At 68.3% G+C, this 22380-nt stretch carries 18 protein-coding genes; 3 read left to right on the forward strand and 15 right to left on the reverse strand.

Annotated features, from left to right (window positions below):
• Window positions 1-213: 213 nt before the first annotated feature.
• Complete coding sequence (locus BLJ79_RS12680; RefSeq protein WP_083411264.1) at window positions 214-2127, reverse strand: HNH endonuclease signature motif containing protein; 1914 nt, start codon at window positions 2125-2127, stop codon at window positions 214-216.
• Between the two features lie 217 nt (window positions 2128-2344).
• Between BLJ79_RS12680 and dtd the strand changes: the two genes are divergently transcribed.
• Window positions 2345-2785 carry a D-aminoacyl-tRNA deacylase gene (gene dtd, locus BLJ79_RS12685; protein ID WP_071215105.1) on the forward strand — a complete coding sequence of 147 codons (441 nt, stop codon included), beginning with the start codon at window positions 2345-2347 and terminating at the stop codon, window positions 2783-2785.
• 28 nt (window positions 2786-2813) lie between these two features.
• Here dtd and BLJ79_RS12690 read toward each other — a convergent pair whose 3' ends face one another.
• From BLJ79_RS12690 to hisS, 4 genes are all read right to left on the reverse strand, one after another.
• Window positions 2814-3926, reverse strand: coding sequence for a hypothetical protein (locus tag BLJ79_RS12690; RefSeq protein ID WP_071215106.1), 1113 nt, complete (start codon window positions 3924-3926; stop codon window positions 2814-2816).
• A gap of 61 nt (window positions 3927-3987) precedes the next feature.
• Window positions 3988-4314 carry a PadR family transcriptional regulator gene (locus BLJ79_RS12695; protein WP_071215107.1) on the reverse strand — a complete coding sequence of 109 codons (327 nt, stop codon included), beginning with the start codon at window positions 4312-4314 and terminating at the stop codon, window positions 3988-3990.
• A gap of 496 nt (window positions 4315-4810) precedes the next feature.
• The gene (aspS, locus tag BLJ79_RS12700; protein ID WP_139194851.1) at window positions 4811-6613 is read right to left on the reverse strand and encodes an aspartate--tRNA ligase; all 1803 of its coding nucleotides are present in this window, start codon (window positions 6611-6613) and stop codon (window positions 4811-4813) included.
• 210 nt (window positions 6614-6823) lie between these two features.
• Window positions 6824-8158 carry a histidine--tRNA ligase gene (hisS, locus tag BLJ79_RS12705; protein ID WP_071215109.1) on the reverse strand — a complete coding sequence of 445 codons (1335 nt, stop codon included), beginning with the start codon at window positions 8156-8158 and terminating at the stop codon, window positions 6824-6826.
• A gap of 275 nt (window positions 8159-8433) precedes the next feature.
• Here hisS and BLJ79_RS12710 point away from each other — a divergent pair, with 275 nt between their 5' ends.
• Both BLJ79_RS12710 and BLJ79_RS12715 read left to right on the forward strand, forming a co-directional pair.
• Window positions 8434-10125: a DUF349 domain-containing protein gene (locus tag BLJ79_RS12710; protein WP_071215110.1), complete on the forward strand. Its 1692-nt coding sequence runs from the start codon at window positions 8434-8436 to the stop codon at window positions 10123-10125.
• Window positions 10126-10282: 157 nt separating this feature from the next.
• On the forward strand, window positions 10283-10945 hold the full coding sequence (locus BLJ79_RS12715) for a type IV toxin-antitoxin system AbiEi family antitoxin (protein WP_071215111.1): 663 nt from the start codon (window positions 10283-10285) through the stop codon (window positions 10943-10945).
• Window positions 10946-10983: 38 nt separating this feature from the next.
• Here the strand turns inward: BLJ79_RS12715 and BLJ79_RS12720 are convergent, their stop codons facing one another.
• The 10 genes from BLJ79_RS12720 to BLJ79_RS12765 form a co-directional block, all read right to left on the reverse strand.
• Window positions 10984-13275 (reverse strand): RelA/SpoT family protein, encoded by a 2292-nt coding sequence (locus tag BLJ79_RS12720; protein ID WP_083411265.1) that lies wholly within the window; start codon window positions 13273-13275, stop codon window positions 10984-10986.
• A 239-nt stretch (window positions 13276-13514) separates the two neighbouring features.
• Window positions 13515-14498 carry a protein translocase subunit SecF gene (secF, locus tag BLJ79_RS12725; protein WP_071215112.1) on the reverse strand — a complete coding sequence of 328 codons (984 nt, stop codon included), beginning with the start codon at window positions 14496-14498 and terminating at the stop codon, window positions 13515-13517.
• Window positions 14491-16224, reverse strand: coding sequence for a protein translocase subunit SecD (gene secD / locus BLJ79_RS12730; RefSeq protein WP_071215113.1), 1734 nt, complete (start codon window positions 16222-16224; stop codon window positions 14491-14493). Before secD ends, secF begins: the two co-directional genes overlap by 8 nt.
• 224 nt (window positions 16225-16448) lie before the next feature.
• A complete protein-coding gene (yajC, locus tag BLJ79_RS12735; protein ID WP_286135381.1) occupies window positions 16449-16910 on the reverse strand; it encodes a preprotein translocase subunit YajC in 462 nt (153 codons plus the stop codon).
• Window positions 16911-17083: 173 nt separating this feature from the next.
• Window positions 17084-18142, reverse strand: a complete 1059-nt coding sequence (gene ruvB, locus BLJ79_RS12740; protein WP_071215114.1) for a Holliday junction branch migration DNA helicase RuvB — start codon at window positions 18140-18142, stop codon at window positions 17084-17086.
• Window positions 18143-18151: 9 nt separating this feature from the next.
• Entirely contained in the window at window positions 18152-18769 is a 618-nt protein-coding gene (gene ruvA, locus BLJ79_RS12745; RefSeq protein WP_071215115.1) for a Holliday junction branch migration protein RuvA, read from the reverse strand.
• Between the two features lie 150 nt (window positions 18770-18919).
• Window positions 18920-19528, reverse strand: a complete 609-nt coding sequence (ruvC, locus tag BLJ79_RS12750; protein WP_071215116.1) for a crossover junction endodeoxyribonuclease RuvC — start codon at window positions 19526-19528, stop codon at window positions 18920-18922.
• A 7-nt stretch (window positions 19529-19535) separates the two neighbouring features.
• On the reverse strand, window positions 19536-20291 hold the full coding sequence (locus tag BLJ79_RS12755) for a YebC/PmpR family DNA-binding transcriptional regulator (RefSeq protein ID WP_071215117.1): 756 nt from the start codon (window positions 20289-20291) through the stop codon (window positions 19536-19538).
• 2 nt (window positions 20292-20293) lie between these two features.
• Window positions 20294-21004 carry a pyridoxal 5'-phosphate synthase glutaminase subunit PdxT gene (gene pdxT, locus BLJ79_RS12760; protein ID WP_071215118.1) on the reverse strand — a complete coding sequence of 237 codons (711 nt, stop codon included), beginning with the start codon at window positions 21002-21004 and terminating at the stop codon, window positions 20294-20296.
• Window positions 21005-21102: 98 nt separating this feature from the next.
• Entirely contained in the window at window positions 21103-22356 is a 1254-nt protein-coding gene (locus BLJ79_RS12765) for a CapA family protein (RefSeq protein WP_071215119.1), read from the reverse strand.
• Between the last annotated feature and the right edge of the window lie 24 nt (window positions 22357-22380).

Raw genomic sequence — 22380 nt, forward strand, 5'->3', positions numbered from 1 at the left:
CGGGGCACCCGGTTACCCGGGCGGCGTGCCCGGGCGGGCGTGCGTCCGGGCGGTTCACCCGCGGGCCGGATCATCGGAGCGCGGCCGGGATGAAGGTGGCCCGGGTGCTGTCGCGCCGGTGGGGCATGGGGGCGGCCTCGCCGGCGGGAAGATAGCACCCGGGAGCTTGGCGTGGAACGGTCGGCGCCTGTTCGCCGCGCCCAGCGCCCGGCGCTAATCGAAAAGTGGCGCCTGGTAGCCCGCGGTGCGAAGCTCGGGATGCCAGTACAGGTTTCGCTGCGGGGCACCGCGTGGCTGGCCTGCAATTTCAACGACGTACGGCACACTGTTGATCGAACGGAGCTTGATCAGCCCGGCATGCACTTGCAAATGATGGAATTCACAGAGCATCGCCGAATTGCCTACGCTGGTTGGTCCGCCCTCGCTCCAGGGAATCACGTGATGGCATTCGGACATGGACGCCGGATGCTTGCACCCCGGGATGATGCAGCCGCGGTCCCGGATGGCGATGGCCCGGCGCTGGGCCTTGGTGAAGCCGCGGATCTCGCGGCCCAGGTCCAGGACGGCGCCTTCGTCTCCCATGACCGCCGGCAGGATGTCGCCGTTGCAGGCGAGTCTCCTGACGTTGGCCGCGGAGATGGGGCGGTTGTGGTCGGTCAGCCCGGCGTCCTCGCATTGCCCCAGCAGACTGCGGTAGCCGATCAGCACACCGATCTTCACGCGCATCCCGCCGGATTCGGCGATGTCTGCCCCGTTCATGCCCCCTGCACAGGCGGCGATCAGCGCGTCGAGCAGTAGCTGGGGGTTGGTGCGTGGATCTTGGCTGGTGGGTTGTTCCAGCCCCGAACGGTCGGGAGGCAGGCCGCAGGCGAACTCACTGAGCGGAATCTGCGAGCCGCTGGCACCCGGCAGCCGGGCCCATTCCGGGGCGGGGACGCCGGCCGGGGAATAGGTCGGCGTGCCGGAGGGTGAGGGATCCAGGGGCTCCGGCTGCAGGGCTTCGCCCGTGGTTCCTTCGCCCGTGGCGGCTCCGTCTGGGGCGACTTTCGTTGCCGGGTCCGGGTTGGCGCCGGCCTGGGGCGGAACACCGTCGCCGGTGTCGGGACCCGGTGCGGCGGGACGTTGCCCCCGGTCGGCTTCGGGCAGGGGCTTGCCTTCCGGCTGTTGGCCGTCGACGGGCCAGGGCGGGCTGGTCGGCACGACCGGCAGGGTCGGGAACTCGCCGGCCGGAGGCCGAGGCGTGGTGGAAACGGAGAACGGCGGGGACTTCGTCGAGCGTGGATTGGTCCACGCCTCGCAGTAGGAGAAGAGCACCTCCGAGTCCTCGGGATCGCAGCGCAACAGGTACTCGTCGCTGCCGTCGCGGAAACCACGGTAGAACATCCCGCGCCGGGCGCGGATTTCCTCGTCGCTGATGGGTGTGCCGTTTTCGGCCAGGAAGCCGCCCCAGTCGCGCAGTGCCTGGCCGCACGTCTTCGGGTCGCCGGTCCTGGCCTCGTGGGCCAGGGAGTCCTCGATGGCGGTGTTCACGTTTTCGGCGTCGGGCCGCGTCTTGATGCGTGGCTGCATGGACTCCAGCTGTCCGGCCATGGAAGCGAGGTTGGCGACATCCGCGCTGCCGTCGGAGGCCGCCTGGGCCAGGATCGGGTAGCTGGGGGCCGGTGGTGCTTCGCCGGTGCCCGTGGGCGGGGCGACCAGGAGCTTGGATCCGTTGATGCGTCGGCGGGCTTCGCTGGTGGATATGTGCAGGTGGGCCTGCATGTAGGCCTGGGTGTTGCGGTGCGGGGCCATGCCCTGGCGCAGTTCCTCGAGTGGGATGCCCGCGGTTCCGTCGGCCAACGGGCCGGGCTGCGCGACAAGCTGGTCGATGCGCTGGGCGGTCACCGGGTCCAGCCGGTGGACCTCGGCCTCGCCGGCTCGCCGGGTGATGAGCAGTTGGGCGTAGGCGATGGCCCGGTGGCTGCGTTCGAGAAGGCCCATCATGGCCGCGGCCGCGGCGGCATCCAGCGGCACCAGGGCCAGTTGCCCGGTGGCGACGGACAGGGCAAGAGCCGCGGCGGCCAGTTGCTGGCCGAGATCCGCGGTGCTCATCTGCCCCGTCCGGGGCGTGGATAGTGGTGTGCCCATGTCCACGAGTCTGCGCCCTTGGGGCTGCGCGCGCCTCCGAGAGCGGCCAGATGTGCGGGGAAGCGGATGGTTGTCCCCCGGCGGTCCGTGAATGGGTGGACGGGGACGCAAATCGGTAGAGTCGATACGTCCGCGCTCGTGCGGGCGACACATGGTGCCGCGACGGCGGGCCATGACGTGGAGAACCAGATGGACGTGAAGAAGCAAAGGTGGATGCGTGAAGGCAGTGTTGCAGGTGGTTTCCCGGGCCTCGGTCGAGGTGGAGGGCTCGGTCGTCGGGAAGATCGACGGCCCCGGCCTGGTGGTGTTGCTGGGCGTGACCCACGGCGACACCCCTGCCCTGGCGGCGAAGCTGGCCGCGAAGGTGTGGCGGCTGCGGATGCTCGAGGGCGAGAAGTCCTGCGAGGACCTGGCCGCCCCGCTACTGGTGGTCAGCCAGTTCACGCTCTACGGGGATGTGCGCAAGGGGCGCCGCCCGGGGTGGACGAATGCCGCGCCGGGCGCGGTGAGCGAGCCTCTGTACGAGGAGTTCATGGCGCAGCTGCGCGCGTTGGGTGCGCATGTGGAGTCGGGGGTGTTCGGGGCGATGATGGAGGTCTCGCTGGTGAATTCGGGGCCGTACACGCTGATCGTCGACACCGACGAGCTGCCGGGCTAGGTTTCTCCGGGCCCCCGCCGGCCATCGATCAGTCCTCGTCGTGGCCCGCCAGGGTGCGGGCATCGGCCCGGCGTTCGTCCTGGCGTTTGGTGGCCTCGGCGTTGATCCGGGTCGGCCGCCAGGAGAACACCACCATGACGGCCAGGCACAGCCACATCCCGGACTGGATGACCAGCCAGGCCGTGACCGGGCCCTCGAGGTAGGCAGCACCGATGGTGAAGCCGAAAAATGCCACGACCAGGCTGAATCCGGCACGGCGCAACAGGATTCCGCGCGTGGGGGCCGCGCGTTCGGCGGCGGCCAGCTGCGCGGCGAAAAGCTCGACGTTGCCGAATTCGGCGGCCGCGGTGCCGGTGCCTGAAAGCCTTCGATGGCTGCGGGCCTCGGCCAGGGCGCGGCCGGCGCGGGCCCTGGTGAAGAGGTAGCGTCCGCGCAGCAGGTTGGCCGCATGGGTGAAGTACCGTGCATCGTCCCAGTGCGTGTCATTGAGCAGCGCCCGCGGCCTTGCCTCGGGCAGTTTCACGGCCGCCAGCACCAAGGCGAGACCGACCGGGGCGATGGCCCAGTTTGGCGGGCCCGGCGCCTCGAAGCCGCCCAGGCCCGACATCAACGCGATCGTGCCGGCAGCGCCTGCCAGGGTTGCGCCCCAGATGGCCAGCGGGGCATGAAGGTGTCCCCGGGTGCGCAGCACCCAGCCCCAGAAGCCGATTGCCACCAGCACGGTGAGCATCGGGAAGAGCAGCATGACCGGGCCGGCGAAGGTGTGTGCATTCCATCCGTCGGAGAACCCGATCCAGATGCCGAGCACCAGCAGCAACATGCCCAGGGTCGCGAGCATCACGGTAATGGCTCCCGAGGCGCTGTTGAAGGGCAGGGCGCCCTCCAGGATGTCGGAAGGCCGGCGCAGCCGCCTGCCGCCCGTGCGGCCGAACTCAATCGCCTCGCCGAAGAGTTCGGTCGGGCTTTGGCCGCTCGCGGCAACGCTTTCGCGCACCTGGGCCAGCGCCGGTGCAACGGCCTCGTCCGGCGCGTTGGCGAAGATCATGGCTCCCGCCGCCAGTTCCGCCCATTCCCGGTAGGCCTCGGGCCAAAGCCCGACCTCCGCGCTCCACGCGGTCCTCTTGCGGTTCTGGTTTCTCATGCCGGTGCTCCTGCCCTGGTGGTTCTTCCAACTTCCGTTTCCTTGTCCCCGTGGGTGCCGCTCATGCGCGCAGCACCGCATCCTGGAAGAAGGCCCACAGCTCGCGCTGGGAGGCCAGGTGGCCTCGGCCGGTTCCGGTGAGCGTGTAGACCTTGCGCCCCGGTGCCCCGTCGCCGTCCTCCCAGGTGCTCTCCATGTATCCGGCGGCCTCGAGTTTGACCAGGGCCGGGTAGAGCGTGGCGCCCTTGATGGGCGAGAACCCCCGGGCCTCCAGGATCTGGCCGAGGGCGTAGCCGTGGTTGGGGCCCGCCTCCAGCGCGTCGAGCAGGCTCAGCGGGAGCAGCGCGCGTTGCCAGGTGCCGGGGAATTCCTTGCCGCCGCCTAGCATGGCCGCTCCCCCGTTTCCGGCAGTCGCCGCGGGCCCGGGCGGGGCGTTAGGTGGCCGCCGTGCGGCGGGTTTGGGGTCGTGATGTCGTGGCCTTTCTTGGAGGGTGCGTATCGTGGGTGACGCACGCCGCGAAAATCCTGACTAAGTCAAAAATTGATCTAGATTTAAAACAATAGCAAGGTTGTGCACATTTGGCGACGGTTTTCCACGACGTGTCTGCGGCCACCGCCCCCGCCTGAATCCCGTTATCGCGCCCGACCTGCCGGCGGGGCCGCGCCCGGAGCGGTTTTCGGCGGCAGGGCGGAGGCACCGCGGGCGCAGGGCTGCAGCAGGGCGGCGCCGGTGCGGGCTCCCCCTTCCCCACTCCCCCGGGCCGGGACCCGGGCGGCACACCCGTCGGGCCGCACCCAGGCATTTGGCCCCGGACATGCGCATGGGGGCGCCCACCGGGAATGGTGGACGCCCCCATGGAACCGCCCGAAGGCGGTGCGTGGAACTACTTCGCGTCGGCCGTGGCCGGCTCGTTGGACTCGGCCTTCTTGGGCTCGGGCTTCGAGTCGACTCCGGCTTCCTTGCGCTGCTGCGCGGTGATCGGTGCCGGGGCACTGGTCAGCGGGTCGAATCCGCCGCCGGTCTTCGGGAAGGCGATGACGTCGCGGATCGAGTCGGAGCCGGTGAGCAGCTGCAGCGCGCGGTCCCAGCCGAAGGCGATGCCTCCGTGCGGCGGGGCGCCGTACTTGAAGCCCTCGAGCAGGAAGCCGAACTTCTCCTGGGCCGCTTCCTCGTCGATGCCCATCATCTTGAACACGCGCTGCTGCAGCGCGGCCTGGTGGATACGGATCGAGCCGCCACCGATTTCGTTGCCGTTGCACACGATGTCGTAGGCGTAGGCCAGCGCGTTTTCCGGATCCTTGTCGAAGGTGTCCATGAACTCGGGCTTCGGGGAGGTGAAGGCGTGGTGCACGGCGGTCCAGGCGCCGGTGCCCACGGCCACGTCGCCCGAGGCAACCGCTGCGGCGGCCGGCTCGAACATCGGGGCGTCGACGACCCACACGAAGGCCCAGTCGCCTTCCTTGATCAATCCGGTGCGGTGGCCGATCTCCACGCGCGCGGCGCCCAGCAGGGAGCGGGCCTCGGTCTTGGGTCCGGCCGCGAAGAAGATGCAGTCCCCGGGCTTGGCGCCGGTGGCCTCGGCCAGGCCGGCGCGCTCGGCATCGGTCAGGTTCTTGGCGACCGGGCCGGCCAGCTCGCCGTCCTCCTTGTAGAGCACGTAGGCCAGGCCCTTGTGCCCGCGCTGCTTGGCGAATTCCTGCCAGCCGTCCAGGGTGCGGCGGGGCTGGGAGGCGCCGCCGGGCATGACCACGGCACCGACGTGCGGGGCCTTGAAGACGCCGAAGCCGGTGTCCTTGAAGAACTCGGTCATGTCGGTCAGCTCGAGGCCGAAGCGCATATCCGGCTTGTCCGAGCCGTACTTGGCCATGGCCTCGTGGTAGGTGATGCGGGCGATCGGGGTCGGGATCTCGACGTCGATCAGCTTCCACAGCTCCTTCACCAGGGCCTCGCCCAGGGCGATGATGTCGTCCTGCTCGACGAAGGATGCCTCGATGTCCAGCTGGGTGAACTCCGGCTGGCGGTCGGCGCGGAAGTCCTCGTCGCGGTAGCAGCGGGCGATCTGGTAGTACTTCTCGAATCCGCCGACCTGCAGCAGCTGCTTGAACAGCTGCGGGGACTGCGGCAGCGCGTACCAGGACCCGGGGGCCAGGCGTGCCGGGACCAGGAAGTCGCGGGCGCCCTCGGGGGTGGAGCGGGTCAGCGTCGGGGTCTCGATTTCCACGAAGCCGTCGTCGTGCAGCAGGTTGCGGGCGATCCGGTTGGCCTCGGAACGCAGGCGGATGTTGCGGTTCGGGGTGGGGCGGCGCAGGTCGAGGTAGCGGTGGCGCAGGCGCGCCTCCTCGCCGACCTCGACGTGCTCGTCGACCTGGAAGGGCAGCGGCGCGGCGGTGTTCAGCACGACCACCGTCTCGGCGATGACCTCGATCTGGCCGGTGGCCAGCGCGGGGTTCTCGTTGCCCTCGGGGCGGCGTTCGACCTTGCCGGTGACCTGCAGCACGAATTCGTTGCGCAGCGGGTGGAAGACTTCCTCCTCGCGCACCACGACCTGGGCGAAGCCCGAGGCGTCGCGCAGGTCAAGGAAGGCGACCCCACCGTGGTCGCGGCGGCGCGCCACCCAACCGGTGAGGGTGACGGTTTCTCCGATGTGCTCGGCGTTCAAGGTGCCGAGCTGATGAGTGCGTAGCACTGCATTCCTTTCTACAAAGGTGCGAATTTCCGCGGGTGTCCCGAAGTTCTTGTGACGCCGGTGGCGCGTGGGGTTCGGTGCGGAAAAGGGAAGAATCTATCTGCGAGTTTACCGGCAGCGGTGCACCCGCGGCACCGGAACCCCGGCGGTTGTGCCCTGACTCACGTGCGGGGCGCGCCGGGAGGGGTTCCGGTGGCGGTGCCTGGGCCGCTAGCCGGCGGCGGTGATGCGGTTGTCGAGGTCCTCGGCCGACGGGCTCCAGCCGGCCGGGTCGGCGGAAACCTGCTCGCCGCTGCGGATGTCCTTGACCTCGTGGGTGCCGTCCTCGGAGGTGAACCAGACAAAGGGGATGCCGCGCTTGTCGGCGTACTTGATCTGCTTGCCGAACTTCTCCGCCTTCGCGGCGACCTCGCAGGCGATGCCGCGGGCGCGCAGCGCGGCGGCCACGTCCTGCGCCTCGTTCCAGCTCTCGTCGTTGGCCAGGGTGACCAGCACCGCGGAGGGCACGGTGCGTGCGGCGGTGGCGGTTTCCTCGGCAAGCATCCGCGAGACCAGGCGGGTGACGCCGATGGACAGGCCCACGCCAGGGTAGTTCTTCTTGCCGGTGGAGGCCAGCGATTCGTAGCGCCCGCCGGAGCAGATCGAGCCGAGGGACTCGTGGCCCACCAGCACGGTCTCGTAGACGGTGCCGGTGTAGTAGTCCAGGCCGCGGGCGATGGACAGGTCGGCAACGACCTTGCCCGGGGCGCGGCGCACGGCGGCCTCGATGACCTTGGACAGTTCGTCCAGGCCTTCCTCGAGCAGCGGGTGGGTGATCCCCAGCGCGCGGACCTGCTCGACGAAGGAGGTGTCGGCGGTGCAGATCTGTGCCAGGGCCAGGGCCGCTGCGGCCTGCTGGGCGGTGGCGCCGAGTTCGGTCTGCAGCAGTTCGGCGACCTTGGCCGCCCCGATCTTTTCCAGCTTGTCGATGGAGCGCAGCACCCCGGCGGTGTCTTCCAGGCCCAGGCCCAGGTAGAAGCCCTCGGCGAGCTTGCGGTTGTTCACGCGCAGCCGGAAGTCCCCGATCGGCAGGGCCGTCAGGGCCTCGGCGATGACCAGGGCGAGCTCGACGTCGTAGCGGAAGGGCAGGGTGCCGTCGCCCACCACGTCGATGTCGGCCTGGGTGAATTCGCGGAAGCGGCCGTCCTGCGGGCGTTCGCCGCGCCAGACCTTCTGCATCTGGTAGCGGCGGAAGGGGAAGGCCAGGTGCCCGGCGTTCTCCACCACGTAGCGGGCGAAGGGCACGGTCAAATCGAAGTGCAGGGCCAGCGCGTTCGGGTCGGACTTGGCCGACTCCTCGGCGGCCAGCCGGGAAAGCCCGTAGACCTCCTTGTCGATTTCGCCCTTGCGCAGCAGCTGCCCGACGGTTTCCACGGCGCGGGTCTCGATGTTGGCGAACCCATGCAGCTCGAAGATCCGGCGCAGCGTGTCAAGTACGTGCTGCTCCACCGCACGCTCCTGCGGGAGCCATTCGGGGAAACCGGATAGTGAGGCCTTGCGTGCCATGAAGTCTGTACTCCTGTATGAAAGGGGGAAAGCGATGGTGGTTGCCACGTCCCTGGCAGCGGCGGGCCCGCCGGGGGCGGGTGCCGCGCCCAGCGGGCACGTAGGGAACCAAGTCTACTGGCGTGTCGGTGCGCCGAGGGCGAAACGACGCGAATGCGTCGCCGATTCGGGGCGGCAGAGTACCGGTGGGCGGGCCATGGCGGGTAAAGTGGCGGTGACAGTTGTGTCCTGAGCGCATAGTCTCTGGGCCGATCCTTAGCGAAAGAGTTTCAGCGGTGACCACCAGTCAGCAATCCGACGACAATCTCCAGCCAGCAGCAGTGGCCGAGGAGCAGCAAACCGAAGGCACCCCGGCGCCGGTTGAGGCGCCAGCCGCGCCGGCACCCGACGCGGCCCCTGCAAGCGCGGCAGCCGAAGCCACCGAGCAGCCGGCCGAAGAAGCCCCCGCGGCAGAGGAAGCGCCGGCAGCAGAGGCCCCCGCGGCAGAAGAAGCCCCTGTGGCCGAGGAAGCCCCGGCGGCAGAAGCAGCGGCAACCGAGGCTCCGGCCGAGGAAGCAGCTCCCGCCCCGGCACCGACCCCGGCCGCAATGCCGACACCCGCAGCAGTGCCGACCCCGGCCGCCATGGCCCCGTCGCCCGGCGCACCGCGCCCGATGGGCAAGCACGCCGCCAAGGCCGCTGCGCCGGTTGCAGCTCCCCCGAGCTTCACCACCCCGCTGGAGGAAGCCGCGAAGATCAGCCGCGTTTCCGAGGACGGCCACGTGTTTGTCATCATTGACGGCACCGAGCACCCGGTGGGCCAGTACCCCGACGCCACCGCCGAGGAGGCCCTGGCCTACTTCGTGCGCAAGCACGACGAGGTCGTCTCCTCCCTGATGCTGCTCGAGCAGCGCGTGGCGGCCAAGGCGCCGAGCTCGGACATGAACAAGACCCTGGACCACCTGGCCGCCACCGTGGCCGAACGCGCCATGGTCGGCGACATCCCGGCGCTTGAGGCACGCATCGAGACCGCCCGCGCGGCCGTCGCCGAGCTGGTCGCCGTGGAGCGCAAGGCCAACGAGGAGCTGCGCGCCACCGAGCTCGCCGCCCGCGAGGCCATTGTCGCCGAGGCCGAGGCCCTGGCAGCGCTGGACCCGACCACCGTGCAGTGGAAGCAGGGCTCCAACCGGATGAACGACCTGTTCGATGCCTGGAAGACCGCGCAGAAGTCGGGCGTGCGCCTGGGCCGTTCCACCGAGGATTCGCTCTGGAAGCGTTTCCGCGGGGCCCGGACCACCTTCGACCGCCACCGCAGGGCCTACTTCTCGCAGCTCGATGCCACCAACGCCGAGGCCAAGTCCGCCAAGGAAGCGTTGATCGCCCGTGCCGAGGAACTCTCGCACTCCACCGACTGGGGGGCAACGGCCGGGGAATACCGCCGCCTGATGGACGAGTGGAAGGCCTCCAAGCGCGCCTCGCGCAAGGACGACGACGCCCTGTGGGCACGCTTCCGCGCCGCCCAGGACGTGTTCTTCGAGGCGCGCCAGTCCGCAAACGCCGCCATCGACGAGGAGTTCGGAGCGAACCTCATCGTCAAGGAGGCGCTGCTTCTCGAGGCCAAGGCATTGCTGCCGATCAAGGACCTGGCCACCGCCAAGCGCCTGCTCGATTCGATCCGCGACCGCTGGGAAGCCGCGGGCAAGGTCCCGCGCGCCGACATGCAGCGCGTGGAATCTGCGCTGCGCCAGGTCGAGGACGCCGTTCGTTCGGCGGAGGACGACCAGTGGCGCCGCTCCAACCCGGAGACCAAGGCACGGTCGAACTCGATGCTGACCCAGCTCGAGGACGCCATTGCCGGGCTCGAGGACGACCTGGCCAAGGCGAAGGCCAAGGGCGTGGAGTCCAAGATCAAGGCCGCCCAGGAAGCCCTGGACGCCCGCCGCCTGTGGCTCGAGACGCTGCAGAAGTCCTCGGCCGACTTCCAGTAACAGCCTCACGGCAGCATGGCGCCGGGCGGGTGTGGTTCGCAAGAACCGCAGCCGCCCGGCGCTTTTTGCTGCCCCGTGCAATGCGCGCGGGCACAGTTATCCACAATTTCGGCCTCTCCCCTGCCGCCGGGGCACCGTGGCCTGTGAGAGTGGAGGAATGGAAAGCACAAACACCGGCCGCAACCGCGTCCCGGGCCCCGCAGCACCGGCCGCACCACCACAGATTCCGTCCCGGGCACGCGGGGGCCCGCAGGTGGTCCTGGTCGACGAGCCGTTCACACTCAACGAGCTGCAGGCACTGCGGCTGCGCGGGTCGTTGCGGGAAGTCTTGCCCGGGGCCTACATCGCCGCGGTGCATCCGGAAAACCCGGTGACCCGGGCGCAGGTGGCCGCAGCGGTGGCCGGGGAGCAGCTGGTGCCCGGCAGGGCCCTGTGCAAGGGCACCGCCGCCTGGGTGTACGGCTGCGCGCCGATGCCGCGCGAACTGGACATCGTGGTCCCGCGCTACCACCGGCCGTGCGCCCCGACGGCCCGGATGCTGCTGCGGTTGAGCGAGGGCGTGCTGGACGAGGAGCAGATCTGCACCGTTGGAGGCGTGGCGGTGACCTCGCCGCTGCGCACCGCGATGGACATCGCCTTCAATTCCGAGTGGCGTGAATCGCTGCCGGTGCTCGCGGCCATCGATGCCTCCCCGCGTCTGCGCTGCGGGTACCGGCAGATGCTGGATTCGATCAACGAGCAGGTCCGCCGGCCCGGGCGGCGCCGCGCGCTGGGCGCGGTCACCCGCCTGATGGACGCAAGCCTGCCCGCGGCGGCCTGAGCACCGCCGCGGGTCCTCCCCGCCGGGTGGAAACCGTCCTAGGAGCGGCGGTTGCCCCCGGAGGTGCGGTACACGTCGTACACCCCGTCGATGCGCCGCACCGCGTTCAGCACGTGGCTGAGGTACTTCGGGTCGCCCATTTCGAAGGCAAAGCGGGAGAAGGCCACCCGGTCCCGGGAGGTGGAAACGCTCGCGGCCAGGATGTTCACGTGGTTCTCCGAAAGCACCCGCGTCACGTCCGAGAGCAGTGACTTGCGGTCAAGCGCCTCGACCAGGATCTCCACCAAGAAGACGCTGGACTTGGTCGGGGCCCACTGGACCTCCACCAGGCGGTCGGGCTGCTGCTCGAGCTGCTTGAGGTTCACGCAGTCGGTGCGGTGCACCGAGACGCCCGAGCCGCGGGTGACAAAGCCGCGGATCGGATCCGGCGGCACCGGGGTGCAGCAGCGGGCCAGCTTCGCCAGCACCTCGCCGGCACCCGGGACGACGACCCCGGCATCGGATTCGGTGGCCCGCCCGGGCACCGCGTAGATGGGGGTTTCCTCCAGCACCTCCGCGACGGATCCGTTTTCTCCGCCGACCAGCGCGGTGAGGTGCTCGATGACATTCTGCGCACTGGTGTGCCCGTCGCCGACGGCGGCGTAGAGCGCGGAGATGTCGTGGTGGCGCAGCTCCTGGGCGACGGCGGAGAGCACGTCGTGGGTCATGAGCTTTTGCAGCGGAAGGTTGTTCTTCCGCAGCGCCTTGGTCAGCTGCTCCTTGCCCTTCTCAATGGCTTCCTCGCGGCGTTCCTTGGTGAACCACTGGCGGATCTTGTTCCGGGCGCGCGCGGACTTCACGAAGCCGGCCCAGTCCTGGGACGGGCCGGCGTTCTCGGCCTTGGAGGTGAAGACCTCCACCATGTCGCCGTGGTGCAGTTCCGAGTTCAGCGGGACCAGCTTGCCGTTCACCCGGGCGCCGATGGTGCGGTGCCCCACGTCGGTGTGCACCGCGTAGGCGAAGTCCACCGGGGTGGAGCCCACGGGCAGGGACATGATCTGGCCCTTGGGGGTGAAGACGAAGACCTCGGCGGTGTTGATCTCGTAGCGCAGCGAATCCAGGAATTCGTTGGAGTCGGAAGTCTCCTTCTGCCAGTCCATGAGGCTGCGCAGCCAGTCCATGTCCTGTTCCTCGACCGAGCGGGAGTCCCCGCCGTTGCCGTGCTTGTACTTGAAGTGCGCCGCCACGCCGTACTCGGCGCGCTGGTGCATGTCGTGGGTGCGGATCTGGATCTCCACCGGCTTGCCGTCGGGCCCGATCACGGTGGTGTGCAGCGACTGGTACAGGTTGAACTTGGGCAGCGCGATGTAGTCCTTGAAGCGCCCGGGCAGCGGGGTCCAGCGCGCATGCATCAGCCCCAGCACCGCGTAGCAGTCCTTGACCGTGTCAACCAGGACCCGCACGCCCATCAGGTCGTGGATGTCGTCGAAGTCCTTGCCGCGCACGATCATCTTCTGGTAGATCGAATAGTAGTGCTTCGGCCGGCCACTGACGGTGGCCTTGAGCCTGGCGGCGGTGATGTCCTCGGTGATGGCGGAACGCACCGTGGCCAGGTACTTCTCCCGTTCCGGGGTCCGCTCCCCCACCATCCGCACGATTTCCTCGTACACCTTGGGGTGCAGCGCGGCGAAGGAAAGGTCCTCGAGCTCCCACTTGACGGTGTTCATGCCCAGGCGGTGGGCCAGCGGGGCGAAGATCTCCAGGGTCTCGCGGGCCTTCTTGGCGCTGGACTCCGGGGAGACGTAGCGCCAGGTCCGGGCATTGTGCAGGCGGTCGGCCAGCTTGATCAGCAGCACCCGGATGTCCTTGGACATCGCGATGACCATCTTGCGCACGGTCTCGGCCTGCGCGGCCTCACCGAACTGGACCTTGTCCAGTTTGGTGACCCCGTCGACCAGCTTCGCTATCTCCTCGCCGAACTCGCGGGTCAGCTGCTCCAGGGAGTAGTCGGTGTCCTCGACGGTGTCGTGCAGCAGCGCGGCGGCAAGGATCGCCCCGGTCATGCCCATCTCGGCAAGGATGGTGGCCACGGCGACCGGGTGGGTGATGTATGGGTCCCCGCTCTTGCGCTTCTGGCCCTCGTGGTGGTGCTCGGCGACCGCGTACGCGCGGGCGAGCAGGTCGATGTCGGCCTTGGGGTTTTGCGCGCGCACGGTGCGCAGCAGCGGTTCCAGGGTCGGGGGCTGGGCGGTGGAGCCGCGTCCGGCCAGGCGGACCAGCCGGGAAATGGTCCCGCGCTTGGGTGCGGGATTCGGGGCCCCGGGCATCATGACACCGTGGTTCTCTGCCATGGGGTGCCTCCTATCGATCGGGATCCGTCGCGTGGGCGCGTGGCGCGCCGTGTGGCCCGGCCGTGGCTTGCGGCACCGGCCCCGAGAAGGGGGCCTGGCACCGCGGGACTTTCACCACGCCCAAGTTCCTCTTGCTAGGTTATAGCACTTCGCGCCCAAAGGCGGACGGCGGGGCCCCGGAGTCCGCCTCCGGGGTCCCGCCGTCGCCGTGCCCGCAAAATGCGGGCCCGGGCACGTGCCTAGGCGTTGGCCAGGCGGTGCACCGCGATCTTCTTGTTGTGGCGCTCGATCTCCGGCTCGCCGTCACGCAGCAGCGAGTACAGCGGGGCCTGGACAAAGAGCGTGGACAGCGCCGAGACGATGATGCCGATGAACAATGCCAGCGACAGGTCCTTGAGCGTTCCGGCACCCAGCAGGTAGGAGCCGATGAACAGGATCGAGGCCACCGGAAGCACGGCAACCACCGAGGTGTTGATCGAACGCACCAGGGTTTGGTTGATGCCCAGGTTCACCAGCTCCTCGAAGTTGCGCTTGGTCTGTGACTCGAAACCGGCGGTGTTCTCCCGGACCTTGTCGAAGACCACCACGGTGTCGTAGAGGGAGTAGCTCAGGATCGTCAGGAAGCCGATGATCGCCGAGGGGGTGACCTCGAATCCGGAGAGCGAATAGATCCCGGCGGTGATCACGACCACCTGGAGCAGCCCGATGATCGCGGCGAGGGACATCTTCCAGGTGCGGAAGTATGCGGCCATGAGCAGCGCCACCAGCACCACGAAGACGACCAGGCCGATGATTGCCTGCTTGGAGATGTCCGCGCCCCAGGTCGGGCCGACGAAGGTCGAGGTGACCTCCGACTTGGTCACCCCGTACGCGGTGGCCAGGGCCTCGGCGAGCGACAGCGTCTGGTCGTCGGTGAGCTTGTCGGTCTGCACGCGCATGGTGTTCGGGGCGATGTTGGTGACCCGGGGGTGGTGGTCCGGCGCGATCGCCACCACGGCATTCTCGCCGGTGGGAACGTCGGTGTGGTCGACCTTGGAGATGGTGAACTCGGATCCGCCGCGGAACTCGATGCCGAGGTTGAACCCGCCCTTGACAACGGGGACCAGGATGGCGAGCAGGACCAGGACCGCGGAAACGGACAGCCACAGCTTGCGCTTGCCCGTGAACGGGTAGGACCGCTTGCCGGTGTAGAGCTCGTTGCCCCAGGTTGCGAGACTAGCCATTTGATGAATCCTTATCCGCACGTTCGTCCGACTTGGTGGGCGCCGCGGTGGTGGCCGCGGCCTTGCGTCGCTCGGCGATGGTCTGCCGGCGTTCGGCCTCGCTGGCCGCCTTGGCGTTCTTCTTGCCGCGGGCGACTTCCGCCTCGGTGCTGAAGCTGCGGATCCTGCCCGCGCCCTGGTACAGCGGCACAGCGCCAAGCAGCGAGGGATCGAGCCCGGAGAACCGGTGCCCCTCGCCGAAGAACTTGGTCTTGCCCAGCAGCTGCAGCGTCGGGTGGGTGAGCAGGAAGACCACCACGATGTCCACCACGGCGGTCAGGCCCAGGGTGAAGGCGAAGCCTCGCACGTTGCCCACGGCCACGATGTACAACACGATGGCGGCCAGGATGTTCACGGCCTTGGAGGCCAGGATGGTGCGCTTGGCGCGCTTCCAGCCGATCTCCACGGCCGAGTGCAGCGGGCGCCCGTCACGCAGTTCGTCACGGATGCGTTCGAAGTACACGATGAAGGAGTCGGCGATCAGGCCGATGGACACAATCAGGCCCGCAACACCTGCCAGCGAGAGCCGGTAGTTCATCGACCAGCCCAGCAGCACCAGCGCGAGGTAGGTCAGCACGCCGGAAACCAGCAGCGAGACGATGGTGACCAGGCCCAGCAGGCGGTACTGGAAGATCGAGTAGATCGCCACCAGCCCCATGCCGATGAGCCCGGCGATCAATCCGCTGCGCAGCTGGTCCGTACCCAGGGTCGCGGAGATCTGTTGTTCGGACTGGATCTCGAAGCTGATCGGCAGGGCGCCGAACTTCAGCTGGTCGGCCAGGGCCTTGGAGCTCTGTTCGGTGAAGTTGCCGGTGATTTCGGCGCGGCCGTCGGCGATCACCGCGTTGGACTGCGGGGCGGAGATCACGGTGCCGTCAAGCACGATCGCGAACTGGTTCTGCGAACCTTGCATGGGGGTGATGCGCTTGGTGACCTCGGCGAACTTCGTCTTGCCCTCGGCGTTGAATTCGAGGGTCACTGCCCACTGCCCGGTGACCGCGCCCTGCTGGCCGCGGGACATGCCGAAGGAGGCATCGGTGATGTCGGCGCCGGGGACCTCGACCGGTCCCAGGATGTATTTGGAGCCCGTATCCGGTTCGCAGGAGATCATCGGCTTGGCCGGGTCGTGGACCTCTTCCGCACCCTGTCCGAGCTCCGTCGGGCAGTCGTAGGCCTCGAACTTCTGGTACAGGGCCGCGTCGATCCAGTTCATGTCCGAGGCGTTCTCGGGCTTGGCGCTCGGCTTGGGCAGATCCGCCTTGGCCAGTCGCTGTTCCTTGGGAACGGCGGTGTACGGCCCGGCCAGGATGACCGGGCGGAACTCCATGTTCGCCGAGGCCTGGATCAGCTCGCGGGTGCGGGAATCGGGGATGCCGGGCATGGAGACGACGACGTTGCGGCCGGACTGCGTGGTGATCTCGGCTTCCGAGACACCGGTGCCGTCCACGCGCTGGCGGATGATTTCCACGGCCTGGTCCAGCTGCTCCTGCGTTGCCGCAGCACCGCCCGCCACCCGTGGTGCCAAGATCATTTGGGTGCCACCCTCGAGGTCGAGGGCAAGCTTGGGGGCAAAAGCTGCTTTCCCGCTCAGCACGCCGGTAATCAGGATGGCGGCCGAAATGAGGAAGATAACGCCGAGCCACAGCAGGGATTTGCGCGCCTGCTTGATCGGACCAGTAGATGACATCGTGAGGCTTTCTGGTTGTTCCATCGCCCCTGGGAGATGGAGATTCCGCGGAAAACCCGGAGCCTGCCTGCAACCCGCCCCTGCGGGGTGGGGGTTGGGGCTGCTCCGGGCCGCATGGTGAAGGTCAATCGAAAGCCGGATCGCTCACCGGCGGGTCTGTGTGGCCCGCGGAAATCCGGCTGCCGTTCACTGCTGGGTTGGCGTGCCCGAAGGCGCCAAGCGGACTAGGCCTTGGGGCCCTTGTCCTCGTTGTTCAGGCGGCGCAAGGTCTCTTCCGGGGTTTCGTTTTCCGACCCCGGGGCCTCTTCGGCGCTCTCGACCGAGGCCGAGGTCAGCGAGGATGCGTCGTTGGGGACCTCAACCGAGGCACCAGCCTCTTCCGAGGCGACGACCTTGGCGACAACCTGCGAGTGGACGGTGACGAAGCTGCCCGGGGAAACCTCCAGGACGATCTTGTTTTCGTCGGTGTCGATGCTCGCAATGGTGCCAAAGAGACCGAACTGGGTCATCACCTCGGCACCCACGGCAAGGTTGGAGCGGATCTCTTCCTGGGCCTTGGCGGCCTTCTTGCGGCCACGCATCATCATGAAGATCAGCAGGCCGAAGGCGGCGAGCATGATCAACATGGTCGGGTCGAATGGGGCCTTTTCGCCGGAAGCGGCTTGGGCCAAAACGTATTCGGTCACGTGTGGATACCTGTTCCTAAGTCATTGTCAGCGGCGCGCACAATCGCGATTGCGCAGCCGGTGGGCCTATCCATACTATAGGGAGTTCCTGACCAAACCCCGACCACAACGCAGTTTTGGCCTGCGAATGTCCTTGGAATGCTCCGTCGCGCCCCAAGGTGAGACACTGCCGGCTACTCGGCTTCTTCGTCGTCAAGCTCAAAACCGGACCGGCCTGCGAAGATGGCATCGGCCGGCATGCGAAGCCCCAGGTGGTTCCAGGCCTCCGCGGTGGCGATCCGGCCGCGCGGGGTGCGTCCCAGCAGGCCCTCGCGAACCAGGAACGGTTCGGCGACCGTCTCCACGGTCTCGGGCTCCTCCCCCACCGCAATGGCCAGGGTGGACAGGCCAACCGGCCCCCCTCCGAACTTGGTGCACAGGGCATGGAGCACCGCGCGGTCCAGCCGGTCCAGTCCGCGGACGTCGACCTCGTACATGTCCAGGGCCGCGGAGGCGGCCCGTGCGTCGATGCTTTCGAGCCGGTTCACCAGCGCCCAGTCGCGCACGCGCCGCAGCAGCCGGTTGGCAATGCGGGGGGTGCCGCGCGAACGCGAGGCGATCTCGCTGAAGGCCGCGGAGTTGACCTTCAGCGAAAGCATCATGGCCGAACGGCGCAGCACCAGCTCGAGTTCCTCGACGCTGTAGAACTCCAGGTGCCCGGTGAACCCGAACCTGTCGCGCAGCGGGCCCGGCAGCAGCCCGGCGCGGGTGGTGGCACCGACCAGTGTGAAGGGGGGAAGTTCCAGCGGGATGGCGGTGGCCCCGGCTCCCTTGCCGACGATGATGTCGACACGGAAGTCCTCCATGGCCATGTAGAGCATTTCCTCGGCGGGGCGGCTCATCCGGTGGATCTCGTCCAGGAAAAGCACCTCGCCCTCGGTGAGGGAGGAGAGGATCGCGGCCAGGTCCCCGGCGTGCTGGATGGCCGGGCCGGAGCTGATGCGCAGCGGCGCGTTCATCTCGGCGGCAATGATCATCGACAGCGTGGTCTTGCCCAGGCCGGGAGGGCCCGAGAGCAAGACGTGGTCGGCGGTCCGCTCGCGGATCTTGGAGGCCTCGAGCACCAGGGAGAGCTGTTGGCGCACCCGGTGCTGTCCGACGAAATCGTCCAGGTTCTTGGGCCGCAGGGCCGCCTCGAGCACCCGTTCCTCGGGCTCGGGGCCGGCATTGGTCAGCTCGCCGGTGTCTGTCATGTCGTACTCCTAGTTTCCGGGCCGGTTCCCGCGCCCCAGGGAACGCAGCACCGCCCGCAGGATTTCCGGCACGCTGCCGGTGGCAACGATTTCCGGGTCGTTCTTGGCCAGTGCTTCCAGCGCCTTGTTGGCGTCCTTCTCGGTCCAACCCAGGCCGGTGAGTGCCTCGAGGACCTGGGGCTCCCAGGTGGGTGCCGCCGGGCTTCCGGCCGGAACCGGTGCGCCGGTGGGCACCAGCTTTCCATTGAGCTCGAGCACGATGCGCTGGGCGCCCTTGGGCCCGATGCCCGAGACCTTGGTGAAGGCCTTGGTGTCCTTGGTGCTGGCGGCGATGCGGACTTCCTCCGGGGTGTGCACCGAAAGGATGGCCAGGCCGGTGCGCGGTCCGATGCCCGAGACCCCGGTAAGGACCTCGAAAACCTCGCGTTCGTCACCGGAGGCGAAGCCGAAGAGCGTCATGGAGTCCTCGCGCACCACCATGGAGGTGTGCACGAACGCCTCCCGGCCCACCTGCAAGGTGGCCAGCGTCTGCGGGGTTGCCTGGATCAGCATGCCGAAGCCGCCGACCTCGATGACCGCGTTGTTCAGGTTGACCTGTTGAGGCACTCCTCGCAGCGTACTGATCATGGGGGTGTTCCTCCGTGGTGCCGGGCCGCGCCGGTGGTACCCGAAACACGCAAGCCATACGAATATATCTACGAACAGCTTACAGGTTCCTTGGCGCACACCCGCGGACGCACGCAGCGCAGGACGTCAGCGGCAGGTTCCCTCCGGTCCCTAGCGTGCCTTGACAGCTCGGGCCTTGGCCTCGGCGGCGATCCAGGCGCGCTGGGCGGGCGTCAAGCCCGAGGATCCGCCGGAGGGCCGCGGGGCGGAGGCCGAGGCTGCGGCACCGGCGGCACCGAATGCGGCGCCGCGCCAGCCGTGGGTGATGGCCAGCGCCGCGGCGTCGGCGGCATCGGCCGGGGACGGCGGGGCGTCCAGGCGCAGGATCTTGGCGACCATCTTGCCCACGGCCAGCTTGTTGGCCGAGCCGGAGCCCGTCACCGCGGCCTTGACCTCGGTGGGGGTGTGCAGGGCAACCGGGATGTTCCGCCGGGCCGCGGCAACGATCACCACGCCCGAGGCCTGTGCGGTGCCCATCACCGTGCTGACGTTCAGTTGGCTGAAGACCCGCTCCAGGGCAACGACGTCGGGCTTGTGCTCATCGAGCCACGCATCGATGCCGTCGGCGATGGCCAGCAATCGCTGGTCCAACGGGGTCCCCGGAGGGGTCCCCACCACCGAGACATCGATGAGCGTGGCCCGGCGGTTGGGTTCGACGTCGACCACGGCCAGGCCGCAACGGGTCAGGCCCGGGTCGACGCCCACCACTCGCAGGGGCATGTGGTGGCTAGTCCTCTTCGAGTTCTGCCATGACCTCGGCACTGATGTCCGCGTTGGAGTAGACGTTCTGCACGTCGTCCAGCTCCTCGAGCGCGTCGGCAAGCTTCAGGAACTTGCGGGCCGCCGCTGCATCAAGCTGGACCTGCATCGAGGGCACGAATTCGACTTCGTCGGTTTCGTATTCGATTCCGGCTTCCTCGAGCGCGGCAACAACCGCACGCAGGTCGGTCGGCTCCGAGTGGATCTCGAAGTGGTCCCCGGATTCCTTGACCTCGTCGGCCCCGGCGTCCAGCACCGCCATGAGCAGGTCGTCCTCGGTGAGGTCCTTCTTCGGCAGGCCGACGACTCCCCGGCGGGCGAACAGGTATGCAACCGAGCCGGGGTCCGCGACGGTGCCGCCGTTGCGGGTGATGCCCAGGCGCACCTCGGAGGCCGCACGGTTCTTGTTGTCGGTCAGGCATTCGATCAGCAGGGCCGAGCCCTGGGGTCCGCGTGCCTCGTAGATGATCTCGGTGTAGTCGATGACCTCGCCGGTCAGGCCGGCGCCGCGCTTGACCGCGCGGTCGATGTTGTCGTTGGGCACCGAGGTCTTCTTGGCCTTGGAGACAGCGACCTCGAGGGCCGGGTTGCCGGCCAGGTCGGCGCCGCCTGCGCGCGCCGCAACCTCGATGTTCTTGATCAGCTTGGCGAACGCCTTGGCGCGCCTGCTGTCGAGGATTGCCTTCTTGTGTTTCGTGGTTGCCCATTTGGAGTGGCCGGACATGCTTACGCGTCTCCTCTGATCATTTGAATGAAAAGTTCATGGATCCGGCGCTCCCCGGCCACCTCGGGGTGGAAGGAAGTCGCCAGCAATTTTCCAGAACGTACTGCAACAATTCTAGCCACCCTTGTCCCGTCCACGCCCAGGGGCGTGTTTTCGGCGGGGATGGTGGCCAGTACCTCTACGGACTCCCCCACGCTTTCCACCCAGGGCGCGCGGATGAATGCCGCGCGGACCGGCGCCGTGGCACGGTCCGGGTCCTGGCTGGAAAGGGCGTTCAGTCCCTTGATCGCAAGGTCGACCTCGAACGAGTCGACCTGTCGCCCGAAGGCATTGCGCTTGACCACCATATCGATTCCCCCGAAGCTTTGCTGGGGCTCGCCCTTCATGTTGGTGGTCGGATCGGCAATGGTGTCGGCCAGGAGGATCATTCCGGCGCACGATCCATAGACCGGGAACCCGTCGGCAATCCTGGCCTTGAGCGCCTCGGCCACCCCGTACATGCGGGCGAGCTTGTCGATCACCGTTGACTCCCCGCCGGGGATGACCAGTCCGTCCAGGTCCGCCAGTGCGCCCGGTGTCTTCACCGGCAGCGCAAGGGCACCGAGTGATTCGAGTGCTTGCAGGTGTTCGCGTACATCCCCTTGCAGGGCAAGGACTCCAATTCGTGGCGCCAAGGTGGATCGCTTTCTGGTCTCGTGGAACGGATCATGCATGCCGCGCGCACCGAGATGAAGTACGTGGACAGCTCAGGATAAACCCGCCGCACCCCGTGGGAATATTTTCGTGACACGCCCGGGTGCCCGGCGGCCGGTCAGCGGCTTCCCAAGGTCCACATTCTTGCACCGTCGGCCTTGGCGTCCATGGAGTTCACGGTGTCGGTGGTGCGCTTGAGCGAGGCGGCATCCTGGGCCTCGGTGGTGCAGGGGGCCGAGGCCTTGGCGGGCAGTGCGCACCAGCGCAACGGGGATGGTTTCATGATGTGCGGCGCCCACACCAGGTCCCCGGGCTTCCAGGTGTCTCCGGTGCGCACGAACTGCATCTTCACCGTGAGCCCCTCCTTGTTCAGCGGGGTCTTGGTCGCGTGCTTGGCCACGGAGTTGCCCAGCCCGTACACGATCCAGGTGCCCTGGTGCTTTTCGAGCGGCAGCACCGAGTGGGTGTGGTGGGAGTAGATGAAGTCGAACTCGCCGCTGGCCGCCAGCGATCGGTACAGCGCCAGCTGGGAGGCGGTGGGTGCGCTGGTGTATTCGGCGCCGTCGTGGATCGCGGCGAGCACGATGTCCGCCCCGGCCGCGCGTGCCGCCTTGGCCCGGGCCACCAACGAGGCCTGCTCGATGTCGTCGACCCGCCACGGGGCGTCCTCCTTCATCCCGTTCAGCGAGTAGGTGCCGGCGATGACAGCGACCTTGGCGCTGCCCGCCGGGACCAGCAGCGGCTTTTGGGCCTCGGCCTTGCTGCGGTAGGAGCCGGTGGAAACCATCCCGGCCGCCTCCAGCGCATCCAGGGTCCGTTCGACCCCGGCAACCCCGGCGTCCATGGAATGGTTGCTGGCGGTGGTGCAGCCGTCATAGCCGACCTTCTTCAGGGCCGGGATGATCTGCGGCGGAACGTTGAACATCGGGTACCCGCCGAACGGACCGTTCGGAGCCGCAACCGGGGTTTCCAGGTTGCACAGGGCCAGGTCGCTCTGGTCAAGGTAGGGGGCGATGCCCGCCAGCAGGGGGCCGAAGTCGTATTTCCCCTTCCCGTCGCGCTCTGCCTGGGCCCACAACGCCGGGTGCAGGAGGATGTCCCCCGCCACCGCGATCTCGATGCACTCGTCCCCCGGGCACGACGGGTCCGCGGGGTCCGCGGCAGCCTTGGTGGCGCCCGGGGACGGGGTGGCCGAAGCCGCCGGGGCTTCGGGGCCGGAGGCCGCCGGAGTGGTGGCCGCCGGCAGGCTGGCCGCGGCGGGACCCGGCGGCGGGGCGGGAGTGCAGGCAGCCAGCGATGCCGCCAGCAGCAGTGCGGTGCCGATGGCTGCACGTTTCCGGGCCCCAGGCCCATGCGCTATTCGATCAAACATGCTCCGAGCCTAACCTTTGCCGCG

This window comes from Arthrobacter sp. UCD-GKA (genome assembly GCF_001863355.1).
GTDB lineage: Bacteria > Actinomycetota > Actinomycetes > Actinomycetales > Micrococcaceae > Paeniglutamicibacter.

Coding starts and splice junctions, on each gene's coding strand:
- BLJ79_RS12680 (WP_083411264.1), bottom strand. CDS start 2,127: ATGGGCACACCACTATCCACGCCCCGGACGGGGCAGATGAGCACCGCG.
- BLJ79_RS12690 (WP_071215106.1), bottom strand. CDS start 3,926: ATGAGAAACCAGAACCGCAAGAGGACCGCGTGGAGCGCGGAGGTCGGG.
- BLJ79_RS12695 (WP_071215107.1), bottom strand. CDS start 4,314: ATGCTAGGCGGCGGCAAGGAATTCCCCGGCACCTGGCAACGCGCGCTG.
- hisS (WP_071215109.1), bottom strand. CDS start 8,158: ATGGCACGCAAGGCCTCACTATCCGGTTTCCCCGAATGGCTCCCGCAG.
- BLJ79_RS12715 (WP_071215111.1), top strand. CDS start 10,283: ATGGAAAGCACAAACACCGGCCGCAACCGCGTCCCGGGCCCCGCAGCA.
- BLJ79_RS12720 (WP_083411265.1), bottom strand. CDS start 13,275: ATGGCAGAGAACCACGGTGTCATGATGCCCGGGGCCCCGAATCCCGCA.
- secF (WP_071215112.1), bottom strand. CDS start 14,498: ATGGCTAGTCTCGCAACCTGGGGCAACGAGCTCTACACCGGCAAGCGG.
- secD (WP_071215113.1), bottom strand. CDS start 16,224: ATGTCATCTACTGGTCCGATCAAGCAGGCGCGCAAATCCCTGCTGTGG.
- ruvB (WP_071215114.1), bottom strand. CDS start 18,142: ATGACAGACACCGGCGAGCTGACCAATGCCGGCCCCGAGCCCGAGGAA.
- ruvA (WP_071215115.1), bottom strand. CDS start 18,769: ATGATCAGTACGCTGCGAGGAGTGCCTCAACAGGTCAACCTGAACAAC.
- ruvC (WP_071215116.1), bottom strand. CDS start 19,528: ATGCCCCTGCGAGTGGTGGGCGTCGACCCGGGCCTGACCCGTTGCGGC.
- BLJ79_RS12755 (WP_071215117.1), bottom strand. CDS start 20,291: ATGTCCGGCCACTCCAAATGGGCAACCACGAAACACAAGAAGGCAATC.
- pdxT (WP_071215118.1), bottom strand. CDS start 21,004: ATGCATGATCCGTTCCACGAGACCAGAAAGCGATCCACCTTGGCGCCA.
- BLJ79_RS12765 (WP_071215119.1), bottom strand. CDS start 22,356: ATGTTTGATCGAATAGCGCATGGGCCTGGGGCCCGGAAACGTGCAGCC.